Genomic DNA, 23,827 nt, shown 5'->3' on the forward strand with positions numbered 1-23,827 from the left:
TAGCGATACCGGCGGCTCGTCGACACACGTATTTCAGTGATGGCCGGGGCGGCGCTGTTCACGCCGATCGTCCTGGCCTGCTCGCGTCATCCCTTGCGAGTCCTGCCCCTGCTCCTGCCGCTGCTCCTGCTGCTGGCGCGGCATCTGCTTGGGCATTTTCTTCGGTGCTTTTTTAGACTTGTCAGCCATCTCCACACGGTCCTTTCCGAGGGATAAGTGATTAAGCCTTCAACGCACTGTCCGACGCAATCCACCTCGCGTGCGGGGCGTCCCACGCCTGACTCGTCCAACAATAAGCACCATTACGGCACGAGGGTAGACCTGCGGCGAAAATAGGTTTCTGACCTGTGCGAATGCGGCGTGTCAAGCGCACTTCGGCGTGCTGCGGGCCAATTAATCCGGACTTCGCCGTTCTGTGACAATGCGAGAATTGCGGCGAGTGCGCGAGATTCGATCTCGGTCATTGTCAGGAGGGGAGGGGGATGAATTCGACGATCGATCCGTCGGTGGCATTCGGGGGGACGATGACCAGGCCGTCACGGTCGATCAGGCCGGCGAGGTGGGCGGTGCGGACTGTGGGGTCGCCGAGCCAGCCGCCGTCGGGGGCGTAGCGGGCGGGGGTGATGCGCTGGACCGGGGCGGTGATGTCGGCGGCGTTGTGGAGCGGGCCGAGGATTTTTCGGGGGAGGGGGGAGCCGGTGCGGGCGGCGACGATCGCGGGGGTGAGGGCGAGGAGGACGGCGATGGCGGCGAAAGGGTTGCCGGGAAGGCCGAGGACGGTCTGGCCGGTGGGCAGTTCGGCGACGACGGTGGAACCGCCTGGGCGCAGGGCGAGTCGGGGAACCAGGACGCGGGCTTCGGCTCGGGCGATGGCGGTACGGAGTTGATCGGCCGCGCCGCCGCCGGTGGCGCCGACCACGACCATCAGGTCGAAATCCGAGGTGCCGGTGAGCATGTCGTCGAATCCGTGGGCGGTGTCGCGCAGATGGACTCGGTCGGTGACGCGAACGCCGCAGCCCGCGAGCAGATCTGGCAGGACGGGCCCGATCGAATCGCGGGTCTGGCCGGTCTGGAGCGGGCCGGTGCTGCGAATCTCGTCGCCGGTCATGACAATTCGGGCACGCACCGGTCCGCGAACCGTGCCGGTGGTGACCTCCACCGAGGCCGCTGCCGAGCGCAGGGCGGCGGTGACCCGGGTGCCCGCCGGTGCGACGAGGTCGCCGATCTTCCTGTCCTCACCGCTCTTTCGGACGTCGCCGCGGATCGGGCTGTCGGGCAGGCGGGCCAGCTCGTCGCCGGTGATGGCGGCGAATTCGTCGCGCACCACCGACGTGGTGCCGTCCGGAACGTGGGCGCCGGTGGCGATGCGCACCGCCTCGCCGGGCAGCAGGCCCGCCGGTCGCGCACCACCCGCGAATCCGACGTCGCGGCGCAACTGCCACGGGCCGTCGCCACATACGGCGTAACCGTCCATCGCCGAGACATCGAAGCGGGGGAGTGGCCCCGCGGCGGTGATCGCGGCGGCCAGCGCGGCACCGGAGACTTCGCCCAGCGCGGCCTCGTAGGTGACCAGGGGTGTCAGGCCGGAACCGATGCGCTCGCGCGCTTCGGTGAGATCGAGGCGGGCCGACGCGCGGTCGGTGGCCAAGGATTCGCGCGCGCGGCGGACCTCTTCCTCGGTATCGCAGTCGGCGATGTCGGGCAGCTCGACCAGGACGGTCTCGGCGGGCACGATGGCTTTCATCGGCTGGTTCACCAGTGAATCCAGTTCGGCCAGCGCCGCCACCAGCGCGCTGCGTCGCCAGACACCGACCAGGTACTGCGGACGACCGGAAGCATCGATCGCGAAAACGGCATCAGCGGTGGACTCGGTTGCGCTGCGCAGCAGTTCGTGGACGGTCACGTCGGTCAGGAAGGGCATGTCGGCCGCGAGGACGACGACCAAGGGCGCGGTGGAGCCGAGTGCGGTGAGACCGGTGCCGATCGCCGCGACCGGGCCGGAACCCGGTGGCACCTCACGAACCTGCCCGAACCGCGCGTCGAGTTCGGGACGATGCGGACCGACCACGACGACCTCGGCGCAGTCGCGCACCGCATCCAGCGCGGCATCGAGCATCGACCGCCCACCGATCATGATCGCCGGTTTGTCGACGCCACCCATCCGACTGGCTCGCCCACCGGCGAGCACGATCGCATCGGCGGTCATCGGCTGACTCGGAATCGGGTGATCGGCACGAAAGTCATGCTAGTAGGCGCGGCCCGGATGCTAGAGCCCCCGCAGCCGAGCGTGCCGCTCCCGCCGGGAAGTCGGTGGCGGATGCGGAGCAACGATCGGCGTGCTCAGAGTCGCGCCGTCCGCAGAACGACCCGGCCGTCGACGATCGGGACGCCCTCCTCGCCGAGAAGCCGGAGCTGACGTGCGGCCAGGTGGGCGGCGGGACGTCCGGACGCGCCGATGACGCGGTGCCACGGGAGGTCGGCGGAATCGGTGCGCATGATCCAGCCGACCGTGCGGGCCGAGGACAGCCCGGCCGCGGCGGCGATATCGCCGTAGGTGGCGACCCGGCCGGGCGGAATCGCGGCGACCAGTTCGCGGACCTTCTCCACCTGTTCCTCCGTCGTGACGGCCATCGGGCTACAGCACCGCGGCGATCAGCGCGGCCGTGTCGGCGGGGCGGGCCTGGGCGACCATGTGGTCGCAGTCCCAGACCTCGGCGGTGAACGTGTCGAGGTGGGCGGTGAGGGCGTCGAGGAACTCCGCGGTGACATACGGCGGCTGCACCTTGGCGGCGCGCACCAGCACCGTCGGCAGGTCGGCGGGCGGCAGCACGAACGGTCGCGCCAGCTGACCCCAGTACGAGGTGATCGCCGGTTGGAAGATGCGCCAGCCGACCCGGCCGCCCTCGGTCGGCACGAGATGCTCGGCCAACTCCCGTTCCAGCACCTCGGGATCGACCTCGTCGGGTCCCCACGCGCTGACCTGCTTGTCGGAGCGGGCTTCGGCGAGATCGGTGTAATCGGGGGAGGCCAGGTTCGCGAGGGCGACCTGCTCGATCAGCTTGGCGTCGATGCCGATGGCGGGATCGAGCAGGACCAGCGCCCGCACGAGATCGGGGTGCTGCCGGGCCAGATGGATGCCGGCGGCGCCGCCGAAGGAGTGGCCGACCACGACGACCGGGCCGTCGGTCTCGGCGCGCAGCAGCTGCGCGAGATCGGCGACGATCGTTTCCAGATCCCAGGGCGGCAGCGAGGTGGAACGACCGTGTCCGCGCAGGTCGGGGGCGATGATCCTGGCCTGGGGCAGATGCTCGGTGGCGAGGGTTTCCCACCGGTTGCCATGGCCGGTGAGACCGTGCAGGGCGAGGACGACGGGACCGTCGGCGGGGCCGAATCGGTGCACATGAAGCGACGACACGACTGCCATTCTGGCCGGTCGCGCGAGGTCTCGCAGCGTGTCCCTCCGGTAGGGGTGCGCCGGTGTGTCGGACTGGTCTGTTGCAATAGCCGATGTGGTGCGATCGGATAGCTCGGTGCGACTCGTGCGCCGGACAACGCGGGCGCCCCGGCCGCGGGCCTGGGGTGCGTCCGTTCGCGCGCTGTTCGCCGAGCAAGCCCAGCCCGCGCCGCCGCGTCCCGGGTGGCGACCGTGGCAGGTGATGGGCGGGCCGGGGACGGGCAAGACCGCGCTGCTGGTGGATCTGGTGACCGCGCGGATCGCCGACGGTGCCGACCCGGCGTCGGTGCTGGTCCTCACGCACACCAAGCACGCGGCCGCGGCGTTGCGGGATGCGATCACCCACCAGCTGGGACCTGCCGCGGGTGGTATCCCGGGCGCGAGCCGGGAACCGATGGTGCGCACGTTGCACTCCTACGCGTTCTCGGTGCTGCGCCGGCACGCGGACCTGCACGGCAATCCGCCGCCGCGGCTGCTCACCGGCGCCGAACAGGACGCGGTGCTGCGGGAGATGCTGCGCGGAGATCTCGCCGACATCGAAGCGGGGGCGGGCGGTTTGTGGCCGCCGCGATTACAGCCCGCACTGGCACTGGGCGGGTTCGCCGAGCAACTGCGTGACCTGATGCTGCGCGCGACCGAGCGCGGGCTCGGCCCGGAAGACCTGATGGCGCTCGGTCGCGAGCACGACAACGATGCCTGGGTGGCGGCCGGGCGCTTCTTCCAGCGGTACGAACAGGCGTCGATGCTGCGGTGGTCGGTCGGTGTCGCCGCGCCGGAGGCCACCGCGCCCGCGCTCGACGCCGCGGAACTGGTCGGCGCGGCGCTCGATGCCCTCGCCGGAGACCGGAATCTGCTTGCCGCCGAACGGGATCGGATCCGCTACCTGCTCGTCGACGACGCACAGCACCTCGACCCGCAGGCCGCGACACTCGTGCGCGCCATCGGCAGCGGCAGCGCGAGCACCGTCGTCACCGGCGACCCGGACCAGGCCGTCTTCACCTTCCGCGGCGCGGATTCGCACTTCCTCACCGACCTCGACACCGTCGCGCAGCGGCGGATCATCCTGCGTCACAACCATCGCAGTGGTGCGCCGATCCGCTTGGCGAATGCGCGCATCGCGGCGAGGTTGCCCGGGAGCGCACGGCACCGGGTACTCCCGGGACAGGAGAACGAACCACCCGAGCCCCTCGGTCAGCCTGTCGCCCAGGGTCCGGGAATCGAAGTTGACGTTGATCTGTTCGCGCCCGCCGGCCCGAGCGCGGAACCAGATCTTCGGCCGGTGCCAGTGGATCTGCCGCCCGATGACGAACCGCCACCTGATGACGAATGGGCGCCCCCGGCGGATCTGCCTCCCGCCGACGAACCACCGCCCGATGACGAGTGGACGCCCCCGGCCGATCTGCCGCCCACCGACGAGTCGAGTGTGCGAGTGCGGGTGTTGTCGACTCCGGCGAAGGAGGCGGCGCTGATCGCCGACCATCTGCGCCGCGCGCACCTCACCGATGGTGTGCCGTGGTCGGCGATGGCGGTGATCGTGCGGTCGGTGCCATTGTCGCTGGCGCCGTTGCGGCGGGCCCTGCTGGCGGCCGGGGTACCGGTGCGCAGGCCCGCGGTAGCCGAGCCGTTGGCACGTCGGCGCGGCGCGGCGTGGATGGTGCTGGCGCTGCGGGTGTTGCTGGCGGGGGATGCGTCGCGGCCGGGTTCGCGTCGGGCGATCGATGCGATGTTCTCGTCGGACGACGCGATGGATCTGCTGTCCGGGCCGCTCGGCGGGGCCGACCAGATCGCCCTGCGCCGATTGCGGCGCGGTGTGCGGCGCAGCGTGCTCGACCTGGAACGCACGGGTGCGCTCGCCGAACCCTTCGTCGATGGCGCCGACCAGTTCCTGCTCTGGGACGAAGCCGTGCCCGCGCCGGAAATCGCCGAACCCGAACCGGATCCGATCGACGACGAATGGTTGCCGCCCCCTGACCCCGAGGATCCGCTGCGCCCGGAACCGGAACCGGACTGGGATATCGCCGAACGGCTGCCCGACGATATCGATCTCCTCGATGCCGAAAACCCGCCTGCCGTGCGCACTGTCGTGGAAACCGCGCGCCCGGAGTCGCCCGCGGTGCCGCTGATCGATCAGTCCTCGGCCGAGGTGTTGCGTGACCTGATCGTCGGTATCGGCGAGGAACGGCTGCTCGACGGGCTCACCGAGGTCGAGGCGGCGCCGCTGCGTCGCGTGTTGCGCGCGGTGGCGAAGGCGAAGGAGACCCAGGCCAGAGGGCAGGGGCTCGAAGACGTGCTGTGGACGTTGTGGACGAATTCGCGGCTGGAGCGACGCTGGTTCCGGCAGTCGCGACGCGGCGGGGCCTCGGGCATGCAGGCCGACCGCGACCTCGACGCGGCCGTCGAATTGTTCGATGCCGCAGCCGCTTACGTCGACCGGTTGCCCAAGGCGAGCATCGACGGGTTCGTCGAATATCTGCTGCATCAGCAACTCGCGCAACAGGGCAGGCCGCTGACCGCGGAGGGCGAGGCGGTGACCCTGCTCAGCGCGCACGCCGCGGCGGGCCGGGAATGGGACGTGGTGGCGGTGGCCGCCGTGCAGGAGGGCATCTGGCCCAACCCGCGCTCGCGGGGCACATTGCTGCACACCGAGGACCTCGTCGACCTGGTCGCCGGGGTCGACCCGAGCGCGACCGTGAGCCGGGCCGCGCCGATCCTGGCCGAGGAACGCAGGCTGCTGCTCGTGGCGTGCAGCCGCGCGCGACGGTCGTTGCTGGTGACCGCCGTCGAATCCGCCGCGGGAGACCAGGATCTGGTGCCCTCGCGGTTTCTCACCGAACTCGTCGGCGACGACGACAGCGGCGAACCCGGCGCGCTGCCGGTCGCCGATCCCGGGCGGGCGCTGGTGATGCACGCGCTGGTCGCCGAACTGCGCGGGGTGGTGTGTGATCCCGGTGCCGACCCCGAGCGTCGTGACCGGGCCGCACGGCAGCTGGCGCGCCTGGCCGACGCGGGTGTGCCCGGTACCGACCCCGGCGACTGGTACGGCACCGCCGAACTCAGTTCGCAGCGCGAACTCTGGGACGACGACGACTCCCCGATCGGGTTGTCACCGTCGACGGTCGAACTGCTGCGCACCTGTCCGCTGCGGTGGGCCCTGGAACGGCACGGCGGCACCGACGGTGACAATCCGCACGCCGTGAAGGGCAATCTCGTGCACACGCTCGTGCAGGCGCTGGCGGGCGATGTCCCCGAGGCGCAGGTGCGGGCGGCGCTGGATCAGGCGTGGAAAACGGTCGACCCGGCCGACGGCTGGCATTCGCGCCAGGAACTGCGCCGCACCGAGACGATGCTGGAGACCTTCCTCGCCTGGGTGCGCACCACGCGCGGCGAACTCACCCAGGCCGGGGTGGAGGTGCCGGTGGACTGTGTGCTGCCCGCACGCACGGAAGGCGCACGGGCCGTGCGCATTCGGGGTCGCATCGATCGGCTCGAACGAGATGCGCAGGGGCGCTTCGTCATCGTCGACGTGAAGACGGGCAAGACGCCGGTCAGTGAGAAGGCGGTGGCCGATCACGCGCAGCTGGCGACCTACCAGGTGGCGGCCGCGCACGGGGCGCTGGACGAGGACGAGTCCGACGAACCTGCCCCTGTGACCGACCCCGGTGGCGCGCGGTTGGTCTATGTCGCCAAGCCGAACCGCAAGACCGGTGCGGCCGAACGGACCCAGAGCGCGCTCGACGGCGACGGTCTCGATCAGTGGCGCACCACCATTCACGACGCGGCCGACGCGACGCGCGGGCCCGGCTATCTGGCGGTGCGCAACGACGGGTGCCGGCACTGCCCGGTCGCGGGCAGTTGCCCGGTGCAGGACACCGGACGGCAGGTGACCGACGAGTGAGCGGTGTGCGCGTCACCCCGCAACGGCTGGCCGACGCGCTCGGCCTGCCGCCCCCGACCGATGAGCAGTCGGCGGTCATCGCCGCGCCGCCGGAGCCGACGCTGGTCGTCGCGGGCGCGGGCGCGGGCAAGACCGAGACGATGGCCGCGCGCGTGGTGTGGATGGTGGCCAACCAGCTGGTCGCTCCGGACGAAGTGCTCGGGTTGACCTTCACCCGAAAAGCCGCCCAGCAGTTGACCTCCCGGATCCGGACCCGGCTCGCCCGGTTGGCGGGCGCGCCGCTGCTGCGTGAGATCGATCCCAGCGGCGCGTTGCGCACGATCGTCGCCGGTGCCGAGCCCGAGATCAGCACCTACCACTCGTACGCGGGCAGGCTGCTCACCGCGCACGGACTGTTGTTGCCGGTGGAACCCTCGGCGGCACTGCTCACCCAGACCCAGCTGTGGCAGCTCGCGCACGAGGTGGTGCGGTCCTGGGACGGCGATCTCGACACCGATCGCACGCCGGTCTCGGTGACCGAGGCGGTGCTCGCCCTGTCCGGGCAGCTCGCCGAACATCTGGTGGAACCGGAGCAATTGGCCGAGGCACACGCGGAACTGGAGAAACTCGTCTACACGCTGCCCGCGGGCCCCCGGCAACGCGGCGGACCGAGCCAGGCGCTGGTCGGCGTGGTGACCGCGCAACGGGAGCGCGTCGCCCTGCTCCCGCTGGTTCGCCAGCTCGCCGAAGCCCTGAACCGCCGTGGCGCACTGGATTTCGGCTCCCAGATGTCGCTGGCCGCGCAATTGGCCGTCGACCATCCCGAAGTCGCGGCCGCCGAACGCGCGCGGTTCAAACTGGTCCTGCTCGACGAATACCAGGACACCGGGCACGCGCAACGGGTGCTGTTGTCGGCGCTGTTCGGCAATGCCGAAGCGGTACAACGGGATCGGCAGCGACAGCCCGTTCTGATCCGGGGTGAGGCGTCCCCGGCCCGAACTCGCGAAGCCGACACCTTGTTCGCGATGGATGAGCAGGATTCGGCATCCCCGCAGGTTCGCGACCGTGGACAGCAGGACGGCATCTCGGGCACGCGGTCGCCGGACGCGGCGGCAGAGGAAGCCGCCCCGCTCGCGGTGACGGCGGTGGGTGATCCCATGCAATCCATCTACGGATGGCGGGGCGCGTCGGCGGCCAACCTGCCGAGGTTCGCCACCGATTTCCCTGCTGCGCCAGGGGTCCCCGCGCCGGTGCTGCCGCTGCTGACCAGCTGGCGGAACCCGCCCGAAGCGCTGGCGCTGGCGAACCTGGTGGCGGATCCGTTGCGGGCGGTGGCGCGGGCCGCTGGTGGGGCGACGGTGGACGCGTTGCGGGCCAAGCCGCAATCGCATGCGGGGGTCGTCGAGTTCGCGCTGACCGAAACCATCGCGCAGGAGCGGGACTGGATCGCCGAGCGGATCGCGCGCGAGTGGGCGACGGCGCGGGAGAACGAGGGTCCGCCGCCTACCTCGGCGGTGCTCATCCGGCGCAATGCCGATGCGGCGCCGCTGGCAGAGGCGTTGCGCGAGCAGGGATTGCCGGTGGAGATCGTCGGGCTCGGTGGGTTGCTGGCGACGCCGGAGGTCGCCGATATCGTCGCCACGCTGCGGTTGATTGCCGAGCCGGGGACCGGGAGCGCGGCGGTCCGCATTCTCACCGGGGCCCGGTGGCGGATCGGGGTGGCGGACCTGGCCGCGCTGGCGCGGCGGGCGCAGATGCTGTCCATCAGCAGCGGGTCGGGTGCCACCGACGCCATCACCGACGCGGCCGGACTCGCGACGGCGTTGCGCGAGGTCGCGCCCGAACCGACCGAGAAAGCCGGTCTCGCCGACGCCATCGCCGACCCCGGTGCGGCGGACCAGTATTCGGAGGCCGGGTTCGCGCGGATCGCGGCCCTGAGCGAGGAGCTGGCCGCGCTGCGCGAACGCAGTGGGCAGCCGCTGGTGGAACTCGTCGCCGATGTCGAACGGACCATCGGCGTCGGGGTCGAGACCCAGGCCAGGCGGGCGATCGCCGGTGGCGGCGCCGGACGCGAGCACCTCGATGCCTTCGCCGAGGTGGTCGCCGGGTACGCGGCCGATTCCCGGGCGTCACTGAGCGGCTTGCTGGCCTTCTTCACCGCGGCGGAATCGGTCGAAAACGGTTTGGAGCCGGGCGAAGTCGAGGTCGCGCGTGACCGGGTGCAGGTGCTCACCGTGCACGCCGCCAAGGGCCTGGAATGGGAAGTCGTCGCGGTGCCGCACGTGAGCGCCACGGTGTTCCCGTCGACCACCGCGCTGAGCACCTGGCTCGGCGCGCTCACCGAACTCCCCACCACGCTGCGCGGCGACCGCGCCCAGCCGGACGCGTCCGAGGGCGTGCCCGTCCTCGACTTGAGCGCCGTGGGCGACCGCTCCGAACTCGAACACGCGATCGCCGATCACAAGGACGCGCTCAAGAGCCGCCGGCTCGACGAGGAACGGCGCCTGTTCTACGTAGCCCTCACCAGAACCGAACGGGTGCTGCTGGTTTCGGCCTACTACTGGCCCGAGACGGGGACCTCGCAGAAGGGCCCGTCGGACTTCCTGCTCGAGCTCAAGGAAGCGAACGAGAACCCGGACAGCGAGGCCTACGGCGTCGCCACCGTCGCCCGCTGGGACGACAAGCCACCACCGGACGCGGTGAACCCGTTCGCCGACAACCCACCGACCGCCCCGTGGCCACGCGACCCACTGGGCCACCGTCGCGATCCCATCGAACAGGGCGCCGCACTCGTCCGCGAAGCACTCGACGAATTGCGCAGCGGCACCTCGGTTGCCGACAGCACCGCCGAGGATCAGGCCGAGATCGACGATCCCGAGGGCTGGGTCAACGATGTCGACGCCCTCCTCGCCGAATTCACCGCCGCCGAATTAGCCGAACAGCAGGTGGAACTCCCCGGCCAACTCCCCGCCACCGCCCTCGTCGAACTTCGCGCCGACCCGACCCGCTTGGCCGCCCGCCTGCGCCGCCCGCTCCCGTACCCCCCGAACCCGATGGCCCGGCGCGGCACCGCCTTTCACGCCTGGGTGCAATCCTGGTTCGGCACCGAACAGCTGCTCGGCCTCGACGAACTGCCCGGCGCCGCCGACAGCGCCACCGAAATGGGACGCGCCGACCAGGAACTCGCCGCCATGCAGTCCGCCTTCCGCCGTTCGCCATGGGCGCACCGCAACCCGGTCGACGTGGAAGTGCCCTTCGAAACCAGCATCGCGGGCACGGTGATTCGCGGCCGCATGGACGCCGTCTTCGCCGAACCCGGCGGCCGCTGGATCGTGGTCGACTGGAAGACCGGCGCCGAACCCGGCCCCGCCGACGAGCCCGCCGTCGCCATGCAGCTGGCCGTCTACCGCCTCGCCTGGGCCCGCCTGATGGCCACCCGCACCGGCGAGACCGAGGACCGGATGCTCCAACGTGTCGGCGCCGCATTCCATTACATCCGCTCCGGCCGCACCATCGCCCCCGCGCAACTGGCGGGCCCCGCCGAGCTGGAGCGCCTCATCCGCGACGCGGCACCGGAAAACGCCGACACCGATCCACACGAGACCCACTGAGCCGATAGTGTTGCGGTCGCCGCCGGGTTTTCGGCCGCCTTGATCTGGCCTGACCAGAGGGTGCGGCGAAGGAGTGCCCGGCGGGCGGGACGATCAAGGTACCCAGGCCGAGAACACGCGGCGCCAGCCGCCAGAAATACAGGAGCAGGCATGTTCGGTGACACGCGCAACCCGGTCGGGTTGAGCAGCAGTCCCGACTACGCCCTGGTCGGTCTGTTGCGGATCCCGGCGGCGCAGTCCAGTCCGTGGGTTTCGCTCACCCGTCGCGTGTTGTTCGCGATCGCACTGCTGTTCACCGCCGCGACTGTGGTCTACGTCGGCCGCCACGGCTACAGCGACAACACCGGCGACGAGCTGTCGTTCCTGGACGCGATGTACTACGCCACGGTGTCGCTGTCGACCACCGGCTACGGCGATATCGCCCCGGTGACCCCGTCGGCGCGGTTGGTGAACATCATCGTCATCACCCCCCTGCGCGTCCTGTTCCTCATCGTGTTGGTCGGTACCACTCTCGGCGTGCTGACCGAACGGTCGCGGCAGGCATTCAAGATTCAGCGATGGAGGCACACCGTGCGTAATCACACCGTCGTCGTCGGCTACGGCACCAAGGGCCGGACCGCGATCGATGCGATGGTCGGTGACGGGATCCAGGTGTCCGACATCGTGGTGGTCGACACCGATCCCATCGCGCTAGAGGCCGCTGCCGCCGCGGGCCTGGTGACCGTGCACGGTTCGGCGACCAAGTCCGATGTGCTGCGACTGACCGGGGTGCAGCGTGCTGCCGCGGTCGTCGTCGCCACCAATCGCGACGACACCGCCGTGCTGGTGACGCTCACCGCGCGCGAACTGAACAAGACGGCCAAGATCTCGGTGGCCATCCGCGAAGCGGAGAACACCCACCTGGTCCGTCAATCCGGCGCCGACTCGGTGGTGGTGTCCTCGGAGACCGCGGGCAGGCTGCTCGGTATCGCCACCACCACGCCGACGGTCGTGGAGATGATGGAGGACCTGCTCACACCCGAGCAGGGCTTCGCCGTCGCCGAACGCGAGGTGGAGGCGAGCGAAGTGGGCGGATCGCCGCGCCACCTCAGCGATATCGTGCTCGGTGTGGTGCGCAACGGCGCGCTGATCAGGGTCGGCGAACCCGAGGTCGATGCCCTCGACACCGGCGACAAGCTGCTCTACATCCGTCGCGCCGGAAAGTAGTCGGCCGCCCGAGCCGCACCTGCGCCGTCGCTCTATGCTCGGAACGTGTCGTTCCGGCTGAAAAACGTTCCGCTGCTGTCACGTTCCACCATCGACCGGGCCGAGCACGCCCGGCTCGATCCCGGCGCCCTGCGCGAAGGGTGGGGGAAAGCGAAGATTCTGCGTATCGACGCGCGGGGGAAAGTGCGGGTGGAGGACGGCAAGATCGTCCTCGACGCGGCCGTCTCGGTGGCCGAGGAGCCCGGTGAAGGCGCGGTCTTCCTCGGTGCCGTCGACGGCAGTCACCTGTGGGCGGTGCGAGCCGACGATCTGGACGGCACCCTGAAGGATCTGCGCACGCTCGGCGCTGTCGACGATTTCACCGCGGAACTGCTGTCCACCGCGTACGCGCTGCTCAACTGGCACGATCGGGCCGGGTATCACGGCGGCGACGGCACGGCGACCACGACGGCGCGCGGCGGTTGGTCGCGGCTGACCGCGGCAGGCGAGGAAGAGTTCCCGCGGATCGACCCCGCCGTGATCTGCCTGGTCCACGACGGCGCCGATCGAGTGCTGCTGGCCCGTCAGCAGAGCTGGCCGGAGACGATGTTCTCCCTGCTCGCAGGCTTCGTCGAAGCCGGTGAATCGCTGGAACACTGCGTGGAACGCGAGGTCCGCGAAGAGGTCGGTGTCGACCTGCGCGATATCGACTATCTCGGCAGCCAGCCGTGGCCGTTCCCGCGCTCGCTGATGGTCGGCTTCGCCGCGGTCGGCGACCCCGCCCAGGAACTCGTGTTCTCCGATGGCGAGATCGCCGAGGCGCATTGGTTCACCCGCGAGGAAGTCCGCGCGGCACTGCGGGTCGGCGACTGGTCGGCGCGCGAACCCGGCGCCCGGCTGCTCGTCCCCGGGTCCATCTCGATCGCGCGCTCGATCATCGAGTCCTGGGCGGAGTGACGCGGCGAATCAGGCCTGCTGGGCGGCCAATGCCTGCTTGACCGCGGCCAGCGACGGGTTGGTCGCGGTGGAGCCGTCGCGGTACTTGATCGTCGGCACGACGTGGTTGCCGTTGTTGACGCTGCCGACGAACTCGGCCGAAGCGGGATCGTCCTCGATATCGATCACCGAGTAGGTGATGCCCGCCTCGTCGAGCTGGGTCCGCAGGCGCCGGCAGTAGCCGCACCACGTGGTCGAGTACATCGTCAGATCTGGGGTTGCTTCAGTCACGCGATGTGCAACGTCGCGAGGGGGCGCTGTGTTCCTTGCCCCTGCATCCGCGGGCGTCGCGGCACGTTGTCGGTGGGCGCTGTCATGATGGTGCGCGTGCCAGCACTCGATCTCACCGCCCTCGACCCGGAACAGGCCGCCGCGGTGCGGGCACCAAGGGGGCCGGTCTGTGTTCTCGCGGGTGCGGGGACCGGTAAGACCAGGACGATCACGCATCGGATCGCGCACCTGATCGCGGGTGGGCATGTGAAGGCCGACCAGGTGCTGGCGGTGACGTTCACCGCCCGCGCGGCGGGGGAGATGCGCAATCGGCTGCGCACGATGGGACTCGGGGGCGATGCCGGGCAGGTGCAGGCGCGGACCTTCCACGCCGCGGCGCTGCGGCAGTTGCGGTATTTCTGGCCGCAGGTGGTGGGGGATGTGCCGTGGCGGTTGATCGATAGCAAGTTCCCCATCGTCTCGCAGGCCGCGCAGCGGGCGGGGCTGCGTGCCTCCACCGAAATGGTGCGCGACCTGCTCAGCGAGATCGAATGGGCCAAGGCGTCGCTGATCGCCCCGGAGGACTATCCGGCCGCTGCCGCCAGACATCATCGTGACGCGCCGGTCGACGTCGCCAAGGTCGCCGAGGTGTACCAGGGCTACGAATCCGCGAAAGCCTCCGCCGACGGCCTGCTGCTCGACTTCGACGACCTGCTCCTGCACACCGCGGCCGCACTCGAGGACTATCCGGCCGTCGCCGACGAATTCCGTGGTCGCTATCGCAGTTTCGTCGTCGACGAATACCAGGACGTGACGCCGCTCCAGCAGCGCGTGCTCGACGCGTGGCTGGGCGAGCGCGACGACCTGACCGTGGTCGGCGACGCGAACCAGACCATCTACTCGTTCACCGGGGCCACCCCGTCCTACCTGCTCGACTTCTCCCGGCGCTTCCCCGACGCCACCGTGGTGCGGCTCGAACGCGACTACCGGTCGACACCCCAGGTGGTGTCGCTGGCCAACCAGGTCATCGGCGCCGCGCGCGGACGCATCGCGGGCACCCGCCTTGCCCTGATCGGTCAGCGGCCCGACGGCCCCGAGCCCGAATTCGCCGAGTACGCCGACGCGCAGGCCGAGGCCGTCGCGGTCGCCGGGCGGATCGAGAAGCTGATCGCCGCCGGAACCCCGGCGTCCGAGATCGCGGTGCTCTACCGGACCAACGCACTGTCGGAACCGTTCGAACAGGTGCTCGGCGCGCGGGCGATTCCGTTCCAGGTGCGCGGCGGCGAGGGGTTCTTCCAGCGTCAGGAAGTACGTCAGGCGGTGTCGGCGCTGCGTCAGGTCGACGCCCGCGACGATCTGCCCGACGAGGCGCGCAGTGGGTCGTCGCTGATCACGCTGGTGCGGGCCGCGCTGGCCCCGGTCGGGCTCACCGCGGAGGAACCGGCCGGTGCGCAGGCGAAGGAACGCTGGTCCGCGCTGCTGGCGCTGGTGCAGCTCACCGAGGAACTGGTCAGCCACGACGACGACATGGATCTCACCGCGCTGTTGCGTGAGCTCGCGACCCGCGCCGAGGCCAAGCATCCGCCGATCGTCGACGGTGTCACCCTGGCCTCGCTGCACGCGGCGAAGGGCCTGGAATGGGACGCGGTGTTCCTGGCGGGGCTCACCGACGGCACGCTGCCGATCTTCCATGTGCTCGGCCGGAAGAACGCGCCCGTCGACGAAGCCGGGCTGGAGGAGGAGCGCCGGCTGCTCTACGTCGGTGTCACGCGGGCACGCGAACATCTGAGCCTGTCGTGGACCCAGCGGCGGCTGCAAGCGGGCGGTGACTATCGGCCGGTGACCCGGTCGCGGTTCCTCAACGGGTTGATTCCGGACAGTTCGGCGGCCTCGCGGATCGCCGTGGAAGTCCCGGTCAAGGCCGACACCCCACGTCCGCTGTGCCGGGTGTGCCTCAAGCCGTTGATCGGCACCTACGCCACCATGCTCGGCCGGTGCAGGCGCTGCCCGGGCGAGGTCGACCCCCAGCTGCTCGAGGCGCTGAAGGAATGGCGAGCCGAGAAGGCCGAAGCGCTCCAGCGGCGTGACTTCGTGGTGTTCACCGACACCACCCTCACCGCCATCGCCGAACAGCTGCCCGCCGACGACGCCGCGCTGGCGGCCATCGCCGGTATCGGCGCGAAGAAGATCGAACAGTACGGTGCCGATGTGCTCGCCATCGTTGCGTCACGTTTGCGGGCAACAGCACAAAACCCCAGGTAGAAAATAAGTTGTTCGGTTCTCGATCATTGCCTATGGTGGAGAACACGCACCGAGAGTGATCCCGGTGCGCGGTAATTGTTCACACACGAGTTCAGGAGGGAGGCAGACACATGAACACGAACACGAACACCACGTTCGATGCGATGAGCAATCGCGTCCTGGTGAACGGATTTGTCATGTCCGCCTCCCGGGGGGTCCTCGCTCTGCAGGGGACCGGCCTGTCCGGCGTCGATGCCAAAGCTGTGCCGATGACTGTCGTCCATCAGCACACTCCGATTCGTCTCCAGGACAAGCCCAACGTGGGTTGGCAGCCGACCGCCGTTGCGGCACCGGCAGCAATCGCCGATGAAGCCGGTTACGCACCGGAGTTCATCGGCGCAATCCGCCTCCGCGTCCACCCAGCGACCGTGATCAGGTCTCGACAGAAATGTCGAACTAGGTAGGGAACACCTCCCAGACCTCCTGGCCACGGATCGCGAGAAGCGAAATCCGTGGCCATCTTTATTTCGGCTCCTCAGCCGTTGGCACCGGGTTCGCACACCGAACATTCGACCGCTGCAAACGAGCTGAAGGAGAACGACGTGTTCACCGCCCAGGACTGGCCGACGGCCACTACTGACGTGACATGCCGAACCGTGGCGCAGACCCCTCGCGTCCGTGAGGTCACCAAGACTCTGCCCTGTAGGGGCGGAAACCCCGATCTGTGGTTCGCCGAGAGCCCCACCGATCTCGAGCAGGCCAAGGAACTGTGCGCGGCCTGCCCGATCCGCAAGGGCTGCCTGACCGCGGCCATCGATCGTGCCGAGCCGTGGGGCGTGTGGGGCGGTGAGATCTTCGACCAGGGTGTCGTGATCGCCCGCAAGCGCCCCCGCGGTCGCCCGCGCAAGGTCGCGATCGTGGCATGAACCCGGGAAAAGGGTTGTACCGCAAGCGAACCGCTCACCTCGTCATGGTGAGCGGTTCGTTTTGCTATATGCGGGATGCGCGTTTGACGGTGCGACCGTCGGCGACGGCGAGGACCAATGTGGTGGTGTCCGGGGAGTGCGCCCACCACCGGTGCTTCTCACCCGCGCGGCAGTAATAGGTGTCACCGGTGCCGAGGTCGTGTTCGGTGCCGTCGGCGATCAGTGAGATCCGGCCGCGGATCACGTGGATGATCTCATCGGATCGGTGGACGAAATCGCGGTCACCGCGATCGGTGCCGCCGGTGAATTCCAGGGCTCGCAGGTCGCGGTCACCGTGGACGAGGGACCGGACGGTGCCCGCGCCGGGCTCGGTTTGAGGCAGGGCGGTGTCGTCGGCGGCGCGGACCACGGCCGCGGGCGCGGTGTCGTCGGCCGCGGCCAGCAGGGCTGTCGCGGTGGTCGAGAGGGCGTCGGCGATCAACTGGAGCGAGCGCAGGCTGGTGTTGGTCCGGCCGTTCTCGAGTTGGCTCAGAAATGACTGGGACAGACCGGTTTCGGTGGCGAGGCGGGCCAGGGTGTACTCGGCGGCGAGGCGCCGATCGCGGATCACGGTGCCGAGCTGCCGATTCCGGATGTGCTCACTGGCCACTGATCGCCTCCGTGTCCTCGGTCCTGGCTGTGCCTGTGACTGTAGTGAATCTTCAGTGCCCGCAACCGGTGCTGGTCCGCTGTTTCGGTGTCCGACCAGGGGGTGAGCGGGTTTCGCGCACCATGATCGGAACGGTTCCTGTTTTCATGATTCTACTGAATATTCAGTGGGGTCGAATATTCAGGAAGAGGCGGCATGGAACAGAACACCCTCAAGCGCCGGGGCACCGGGCTGATCGGCAGCGATGCCGAGCTGGCCTCGCCCGGCTTCACGCTCTACGCGCCGCTGGCGGGCAACGGCCGAGTCGACCTGGTCGACCTCGACGGCGAGATCGTCCACCAGTGGCACCTGCCCTACCGCCCGGGCAGACACGCCCGCATCCTCGCCGACGGCTCCCTCGCCTACAACGGCGCGACCCTGGCCCGTGCACCCTTGTTCGCCATGTGGCGCAAGTACTCCGGCGGTTCGATGGCCCGCTACGACCACACCGGTGCCCAGCTGTCCGAGATCCGCGACGATCTGGCCCACCACGACGCCCACCACTACGACGACGGGCGCGTGCTCTACGCCGCCGTGCAGCCACTCACCGGCGCCGACGCGGCACGGATCCAGGGCGGTGTGCCCGGCACCGAAGCCGACGGGATCATCTGGTCCGATGTGATCCACGAGGTCGGCCCCGACGGCGCGCCGATCTGGGAGTGGCGTGCGGTCGAGCATCTCGACCCCGCGAAATTCACGCTGCAGCCGCACTATTGGCGTGAGCACTGGCCGCTGATCAACAGCGTGTACCCGCTCGACGAGCACACGGTGGTGGCCAGTCTGCGCAGTGTCTCCGCGGTGATCCTGATCGATCGGCGCACCGGCGTGGTCACCGAGCTCGCCGACCGCGACACCGTCGCCCAACAGCATCACGCCACCCCGCTCGGCGACGGCAAGATCCTGGTGTTCGACAACGGCACCTTCCGCACCGGTGAGTCGGTCACCTACAGCCGCGTCGTCGAAATAGACGCTGTTACCGGCGAAGTCGGGTGGACCTACCAGGACTCCCCGCGTGAGGCGTTCTTCACTCCCTTCATGGGTGGCGCGCAGCGGCTGCCCAACGGCAACACGCTGATCACCGAGGCCGCGTTCGGCCGGATCTTCGAGGTGACCCCGGACCGGCAGATCTGCTGGGAGTACGTGGTGCCCTCCTTCACCGAATACCCCGATCCCGATACCGCCCAGGTGTTTCCTGGTATCTCCAACGCGATCTTCCGTGCCTACCGTTACCGCGCCGAGGAACTCCCATGGCTGCGGTGACCGAACCGGTCGTGGCGCCGGTCGACGAGATCCCACCCGCGGGACGGGCTTTCGCCGGTGCGCTCCAGCACCTGGTGGTGATGATCGCGATGCCGCTCACCTCGGTGCTGCTGATCAGCCGCAGCTTGAACCTGGACGACGAGGCAGCCCGCGCCTTGCTCTGTGGCGCACTGCTTTTCAGCGGTATCGGCACCATCCTGCAGTCCGGTGGCCGGTACGGCCTCGGGGCCGGGCTGCCGTTCGTCATGCTGCCCGGTGGCGCGGCGGTGGTGCTGTTCATCCAGACCGCGCAGACCTACGACCCCGCCACCGCCACCGGTGCGGTCCTGATCACCGCGGTCGCCGGCATCGCGCTGGTACCGATCGCGCGCAAGCTGGTGCGGTTCCTGCCGATGGTCGTGATCGCCGCCATGATCCTGGTGATCGGGGTGAACCTGGTGAAGGTCGGCGCGAATCTGATCACCTCCGCCGACGACCCCACCCCGGTCAGGTCGGTGACCATCGCCGGGGTGACCATCGCGGCGACAGTGCTGGCACATCGTTTCCTGCCTTCCGGTTGGCGACGCGTGTCGGTGCTGATCGGGATGGGGGTCGGGACCGCGGTGGCGGCCGCGCTCGGCCGGTTCACGCTCGCCCCGGGTGACGCGCTGGTGCAACTGCCGGAGCCGTTGCTGTTCGGCGCACCGCATTTCGACCTGCTGGCGGCCGTGCCGCTGCTGGTATTCAGCATCGGCTCGATGGCCGAGGCCACCGGACAGACGGTGCTCAACGCGCAGGTGGTCGGCAAGCAGATCGACACCGCGCCGACGGTCGGGCGCACGATCCGCGGTGACGCTGTCACCTCCCTGTTCTCCGGGCTGTTCGGTGGACCGACCATGGTGACCAGCGGTGAGAACATCGGGCTGATCCGGCTCACCGGTGTTCGCAGTCGCTACGTCACCGCGCTGACCGGCCTGATGTTGATCCTGGCCGCGTTCGTGGCCCCGGTCGGCCGCATCGTGAATTCCCTGCCCGGCCCTGTCGTCGGCGCGACGGCGGCCATCGTGTTCGCCACGATCATCGCTTCCGCGATCGGCCTGTTCCGCGAAGTCGACCTGAACGACGACGCTGCCCTGCTCACCACCACCGCGGCCCTCACCGCGGGCCTGCTGCCGATTCTGGTTCCCGCCCTCTATCGCGGCTTCCCCGCCGATCTGAAGCTGCTACTCGGCAGCGGAGTCACCATGGCCGCTGTGGTCGGCATCCTGGTGCACCTGCTGTGCACGGTGGGCCGACGCCCGTCCGGGGCATCCGTCGACTGAGACGCCCCGGGCTGGGGGCGCCCTACGAAGCCTGTTCGGCGCGGAAACCCGGCACCCAGGTGCGGACCAGGTTCATGAAGCCGAGTTCCGCGTCGAGCTGGGCCAGGATGCCGACCGAGCCACCGAGCACCCGGAAGACGGTGAGGTACTCGGCCGGAAGTTGCAGGGCGCGAGCAGTTTTCATCTCCGGGCTGGAGAACTCGGAGGCCTTGCCCGCCACCCGCTGCATCCACGACCGGGTGAAGTGGAACGTGTCGGTGCGAATCGGGTCGCTGAACGGGCGCAGGTACGCCTCGATCTCCTCGTGGGTCACCACCCGGCCGGGAATGACCCAGCCGTGCTCGTAGAGCAATTCGGTGAGGGCCGCGTGCTCGTCGGCGACAGCGAGGGCCAGCATGCGGCCCAGGATCTCCGGGAAGCCGTCCGGCATCGGCGCGCACGCGCCGAAGTCGAGCACGGCGAGGGTGCCGTCGGCCCGCACCAGGAAATTGCCGGGATGCGGGTCGCCGTGCAGCAGGCCGACCAGTTCGGGCGAGCTGAAGTGGAAGGTCCCCATCAGCTCGGCGATCCGGTTGCGCTGCGCCCGGGTGCCCTCGGGGTCCTCCGCGCCTGCCTTGATCAGCGCCGACACGGGGGTGCCGTCGAGCCATTCGGTGACGATCACCTTCGGGGCGCCCGCCACCACCTTGGGGATCGCGATGGTGGGGTGCCCCTCGAACGCGGCGGCGAAGCGGCGCTGGTTGGCGGCCTCGATGCGGTAGTCGAGTTCTTCCTCGGTGCGTTCGGTGATCTCGGCGAGCAGCGGCTTCACATCGGCGCCGGGGATCACCGACGAGAGCAGTCCGGTCATCCGGGACAGCGTCTTCAGGTCGGCGCGCAGCGCGTCGTCGGCGCCCGGATACTGCACCTTCACCGCCACCGCGCGACCGTCGGACCAGACCGCGCGATGCACCTGGCCGATGCTGGCCGAGGCGGCCGGGGTGTCGTCGAAGGACGTGAAGCGTTCCCGCCACTTGGTGCCCAGCTGCTGGTCGAGCACGCGGTGCACCGTCTCGGCGGGCATCGGCGGTGCGGCGGCCTGGAGCTTGGTCAGCGCCTCGCGATAGTGCTCGCCGAACTCCTCCGGGACCGCGGCCTCCATCACGCTCAGCGCCTGCCCGAACTTCATCGCGCCGCCCTTGAGCTCACCGAGCACGGTGAACAGCTGCTCGGCTGCTTTCTGGTTCAGGTTCGCGTTGATCTGCTTCTTGTCACCACCGACGAGCTTCTTGCCGAACCCGACAGCGGCTCGTCCGGCGATGCCGAGCGGAATCTTGGCCAACTTGGCATTGCGGCTGGAACTGCGGCGCACGATCTCGGACACGGTACCCATCATGGCCGAACTCGCGGGGTGTGTGCCATAAGAATGCTCACACCGGCTGATGCGACGCCCGTCACCGTGCGGTTTCCGGCGCGCGTGAGGTCATGTTCCGGCACCCGCATTCCTGATGCGGCAGCCACGGCCGACGCTGGATCTCGTGGGTGTCGAGGTTCAATTCCACGGTAGCGTCGAGAGTGCGCGGTGGACGCCGCGGTGAACAGGCGACGATCGCCTCCAGCTCGCCGAGCGCCAGGGCGGTCGTCGCCGCGATGCCCGCCGGGGACGCGTGCCCGGTGCGGCCCAGTAGCTGGGCGGCCAGATGCGGCCAGTCGTTGTCGAATCCGGCCCGGGTCAGATCGGCACAGCGCAGGCAGCTGGTCTCGCCGGGCAGCACGAGCGGGCCGACCACGCCGACCCCGTCGCGAACTCGGACCTGCAGGTGCGGCACCCGTCGCAACACCAGATCCACCGACAGTCCGGGGTCGATCATCAACGCGTCGGTGAGCACCACCAGATCGCCCGCGGCGGTACCGAGCGGATGGTCGGGCCGGTACGCGCGCGAGCGGGTGGGGCGAAAACCCATGCGCCGCAATCCGATCGCTACCGCGTCCGAGAGCGGACCGAGGCCGTGCACGGTGATACCGCGGATCTTGCCCAGTGCGGGTTCGGGCTCGAGCAGCAGGCCCGCACGCTCGATCGCGGTGAGCATGCCCATGGTGCGATCGGGGCTGATGCCGAATTCGCCCGCCCGCCAGATGATCTGGGGCCGCGATTGCAAGCCGTCGAGCAGGCGGAGGAAGGCGAGCACGGTACCGGTGTCGTGATCGGTGGTTTCGAGGAGCAGCGCGCGTTCGGGGTCCCAACCGAGCTGGACCGTGCCGGACGGGCGAACCAGGGTGGTCACTCGCGGGTTGAGCATCGGCCCGCGCAGTGGGGAAGTGGTCGTCATGCCAGAAGTATCGGCACCCGGCAGCGGGGCGAGGTGCGCCGAAAGTGCAGTTATCCACAGGCTTTCGGCGTGTCGGCCCGCGGATTCCGAAGTGTGAACAACCGCTGTACCGCGGGTCGCCGCCGCGTTTCGCGACGAACGTTAGCCTCGGAACCGTGTCGCGCCACCGAGATCGGAAGTTTCTCACCGACCTCGGCGGCGAGGTGGATCAGGCCTTGCCGGGATCCGAGCCGGAATCACCCTCGTCGCGCGGGGTTTCGTCGGAATCGGACTCTTCGGCCTCGGTTTTGCCGAGACCGGCCGCGTCGCGCTCCCGCGCTTCGGTCGCGGCCAGCTGGGCCAGCGGGTCGTCGAAAGCGCCGGTGCTGCCACCGATGATGGAGTCGATGAATCCGGCAGGGGAGTCGAGATCGGTGGAGTCGGGCAGCAGATCGGGGTGTTCCCACACCTTGTCACGCCGCTCCATCCCCGCGTCGGTGGTGAGCCGCCGCCACAGCGCCGAGGCCTCACGCACCTTGCGCGGCCGCAACTCCAGGCCGACGAGCGTGGCGAATGTCTGCTCGGCGGGTCCGCCCGTCGCCCGGCGGCGACGCAGCGTCTCCGACAGCGCGTTCGCGCCCGGCAGGCGCTCACCCACCGCGTCGCTGACCACGACGTCGACCCAGCCCTCGATCAGCGCAAGCAGGGTCTCCAGGCGCTCGAGTGCCTGCTTCTGCTCGGGTGTGGTCTGCGGTTCGAACGTGCCCTGGGAGAGCAGTTCCTCCAGCTTGGAGGGGTCGCTCAGCGACATCGGGTCGATGCCCTGCGCGGCTTCCTCGATCGCGGAGAAGTCCATCTTGATGCCGCGCGCGTAGTCCTCCACGGCGCCGAGCACCTGCTGACGCAGCCAGGGCACGTGCGCGAAGAGCCGCTGGTGGGCGGCCTCGCGGGCGGCCAGGAAGACCATGATCTCGCTCTCGGGCTGCTCGAGCCCTTCGCTGAACGCCGAGATCGCGGTCGGCAGTAGCGCCGCGGTACCGGCCGGGCCCAACGGCAGACCGATATCGGTGGAGGTCAGCACCTCCTTGGCCAGCTGGCCGAGCGCCTGACCGAGCTGGGAGCCGAACGCCAGCCCGCCCATCTGACCGAGCATGCCGACCATCGGCCCGGCGAACTGCTTGGCCTCCTCGGGCAACTGCGCCGTCCACATGCCTGAGATCTGCTCGGCCACCGGATCGCACAGGCGCTTCCAGGTGGGCAGCGTCTCTTCGATCCAGTCGTTCGGGGTCCACGCGACCGTCTTGGTGGCGCCCGCGGGCAGCACCGTGGCGCCGTCGAGCCACAGTTCGGCCAGGTGCGCCGCGTCGGTTACCGCGGTCGTGGTCCCCGACGCGATCGGGGCGATGGTGGAACCGAGCTGCTGGCGGGCCAGTCGCTTGGCGACGTCGTAGTTGACCGGGCCGGACTGTGAGCCGGCGGGACCCATGCCCTGGCCCATGCCGCTGATCATCTGCCCGAGCTGGCTCAGCATCTGGCCCAGCTGCGACGGATCGAAGCCGCCCGCACCGCCGGCGCCGCCCGCTCCGAACCCGAACGGATCGTTTCCGCCGGGTCCGTTGCCCTCGTCGCGACGCTTGCCGGAATCGTCGTCGTCGCCGGTCGAGAAGCCGAAGGGGAGATCGCTCATACCTCTTACGTTACGCGGGACCCCCGGGCCCACGGTGTTCGCGCATCGCGAAATCGCGCGACGACGCCCACGCCATAAAGCGTGCCACTGCCGTCGGTCACGGCCG

18 protein-coding genes are annotated in these 23,827 nt (G+C 69.6%); 9 read left to right on the top strand and 9 right to left on the bottom strand.

Translation table 11 applies throughout. The features are described from left to right. Nucleotides 1-33: 33 nt before the first annotated feature. The 4 genes from ACFTS5_RS19710 to ACFTS5_RS19725 form a co-directional block, all read right to left on the bottom strand. Nucleotides 34-189, bottom strand: coding sequence for a hypothetical protein (locus ACFTS5_RS19710; protein WP_156677410.1), 156 nt, complete (start codon nt 187-189; stop codon nt 34-36). Nucleotides 190-466: 277 nt separating this feature from the next. Further along, nucleotides 467-2,206: an NTP transferase domain-containing protein gene (locus ACFTS5_RS19715; protein WP_378632831.1), complete on the bottom strand. Its 1,740-nt coding sequence runs from the start codon at nt 2,204-2,206 to the stop codon at nt 467-469. Nucleotides 2,207-2,340: 134 nt separating this feature from the next. After that, nucleotides 2,341-2,631: an MGMT family protein gene (locus tag ACFTS5_RS19720; protein WP_378632834.1), complete on the bottom strand. Its 291-nt coding sequence runs from the start codon at nt 2,629-2,631 to the stop codon at nt 2,341-2,343. Between the two features lie 4 nt (nt 2,632-2,635). Beyond that, complete coding sequence (locus ACFTS5_RS19725; RefSeq protein WP_378632836.1) at nt 2,636-3,424, bottom strand: alpha/beta fold hydrolase; 789 nt, start codon at nt 3,422-3,424, stop codon at nt 2,636-2,638. A gap of 115 nt (nt 3,425-3,539) precedes the next feature. Here ACFTS5_RS19725 and ACFTS5_RS19730 point away from each other — a divergent pair, with 115 nt between their 5' ends. From ACFTS5_RS19730 to nudC, 4 genes are all read left to right on the top strand, one after another. Continuing rightward, nucleotides 3,540-7,349 (top strand): ATP-dependent helicase, encoded by a 3,810-nt coding sequence (locus ACFTS5_RS19730; protein WP_378632839.1) that lies wholly within the window; start codon nt 3,540-3,542, stop codon nt 7,347-7,349. Then, nucleotides 7,346-10,939, top strand: coding sequence for an ATP-dependent helicase (locus ACFTS5_RS19735; RefSeq protein ID WP_378632841.1), 3,594 nt, complete (start codon nt 7,346-7,348; stop codon nt 10,937-10,939). The genes ACFTS5_RS19730 and ACFTS5_RS19735 overlap by 4 nt, the downstream gene beginning before the upstream one ends. 150 nt (nt 10,940-11,089) lie before the next feature. Continuing rightward, a complete protein-coding gene (locus ACFTS5_RS19740; RefSeq protein ID WP_378632844.1) occupies nt 11,090-12,145 on the top strand; it encodes a potassium channel family protein in 1,056 nt (351 codons plus the stop codon). 45 nt (nt 12,146-12,190) lie between these two features. Then, nucleotides 12,191-13,081: an NAD(+) diphosphatase gene (gene nudC, locus ACFTS5_RS19745; RefSeq protein WP_378632846.1), complete on the top strand. Its 891-nt coding sequence runs from the start codon at nt 12,191-12,193 to the stop codon at nt 13,079-13,081. Between the two features lie 9 nt (nt 13,082-13,090). Here nudC and ACFTS5_RS19750 read toward each other — a convergent pair whose 3' ends face one another. Beyond that, a complete protein-coding gene (locus ACFTS5_RS19750; RefSeq protein ID WP_143876199.1) occupies nt 13,091-13,324 on the bottom strand; it encodes a mycoredoxin in 234 nt (77 codons plus the stop codon). A gap of 111 nt (nt 13,325-13,435) precedes the next feature. On the opposite strand from ACFTS5_RS19750, the gene ACFTS5_RS19755 reads away from it, so the two are divergent. The 3 genes from ACFTS5_RS19755 to ACFTS5_RS19765 all read left to right on the top strand — a co-directional run bounded on the left by ACFTS5_RS19755 (nt 13,436) and on the right by ACFTS5_RS19765 (nt 16,497). Further along, nucleotides 13,436-15,592, top strand: a complete 2,157-nt coding sequence (locus ACFTS5_RS19755; RefSeq protein WP_378632849.1) for an ATP-dependent DNA helicase UvrD2 — start codon at nt 13,436-13,438, stop codon at nt 15,590-15,592. Between the two features lie 110 nt (nt 15,593-15,702). Then, nucleotides 15,703-16,035: a hypothetical protein gene (locus ACFTS5_RS19760; RefSeq protein ID WP_143876049.1), complete on the top strand. Its 333-nt coding sequence runs from the start codon at nt 15,703-15,705 to the stop codon at nt 16,033-16,035. Between the two features lie 138 nt (nt 16,036-16,173). Continuing rightward, a complete protein-coding gene (locus ACFTS5_RS19765) occupies nt 16,174-16,497 on the top strand; it encodes a WhiB family transcriptional regulator (RefSeq protein WP_378632852.1) in 324 nt (107 codons plus the stop codon). Between the two features lie 64 nt (nt 16,498-16,561). Here the strand turns inward: ACFTS5_RS19765 and ACFTS5_RS19770 are convergent, their stop codons facing one another. After that, complete coding sequence (locus ACFTS5_RS19770) at nt 16,562-17,146, bottom strand: helix-turn-helix domain-containing protein (RefSeq protein WP_378632854.1); 585 nt, start codon at nt 17,144-17,146, stop codon at nt 16,562-16,564. Between the two features lie 195 nt (nt 17,147-17,341). On the opposite strand from ACFTS5_RS19770, the gene ACFTS5_RS19775 reads away from it, so the two are divergent. Both ACFTS5_RS19775 and ACFTS5_RS19780 read left to right on the top strand, forming a co-directional pair. Continuing rightward, complete coding sequence (locus ACFTS5_RS19775) at nt 17,342-18,445, top strand: aryl-sulfate sulfotransferase (RefSeq protein WP_378632857.1); 1,104 nt, start codon at nt 17,342-17,344, stop codon at nt 18,443-18,445. Further along, the gene (locus tag ACFTS5_RS19780) at nt 18,433-19,746 is read left to right on the top strand and encodes a uracil-xanthine permease family protein (protein ID WP_378632860.1); all 1,314 of its coding nucleotides are present in this window, start codon (nt 18,433-18,435) and stop codon (nt 19,744-19,746) included. Before ACFTS5_RS19775 ends, ACFTS5_RS19780 begins: the two co-directional genes overlap by 13 nt. A gap of 22 nt (nt 19,747-19,768) precedes the next feature. Here ACFTS5_RS19780 and ACFTS5_RS19785 read toward each other — a convergent pair whose 3' ends face one another. The 3 genes from ACFTS5_RS19785 to ACFTS5_RS19795 form a co-directional block, all read right to left on the bottom strand. After that, on the bottom strand, nt 19,769-21,118 hold the full coding sequence (locus tag ACFTS5_RS19785; protein WP_378633455.1) for an ABC1 kinase family protein: 1,350 nt from the start codon (nt 21,116-21,118) through the stop codon (nt 19,769-19,771). Nucleotides 21,119-21,179: 61 nt separating this feature from the next. Beyond that, nucleotides 21,180-22,055, bottom strand: coding sequence for a TOMM precursor leader peptide-binding protein (locus ACFTS5_RS19790; RefSeq protein ID WP_378632862.1), 876 nt, complete (start codon nt 22,053-22,055; stop codon nt 21,180-21,182). 208 nt (nt 22,056-22,263) lie between these two features. Continuing rightward, nucleotides 22,264-23,721: a zinc-dependent metalloprotease gene (locus ACFTS5_RS19795; protein WP_378632865.1), complete on the bottom strand. Its 1,458-nt coding sequence runs from the start codon at nt 23,719-23,721 to the stop codon at nt 22,264-22,266. Nucleotides 23,722-23,827: the final 106 nt, after the last annotated feature.

This window comes from Nocardia sp. NPDC056952 (assembly GCF_042674185.1).
Taxonomy (GTDB): Bacteria; Actinomycetota; Actinomycetes; order Mycobacteriales; family Mycobacteriaceae; genus Nocardia.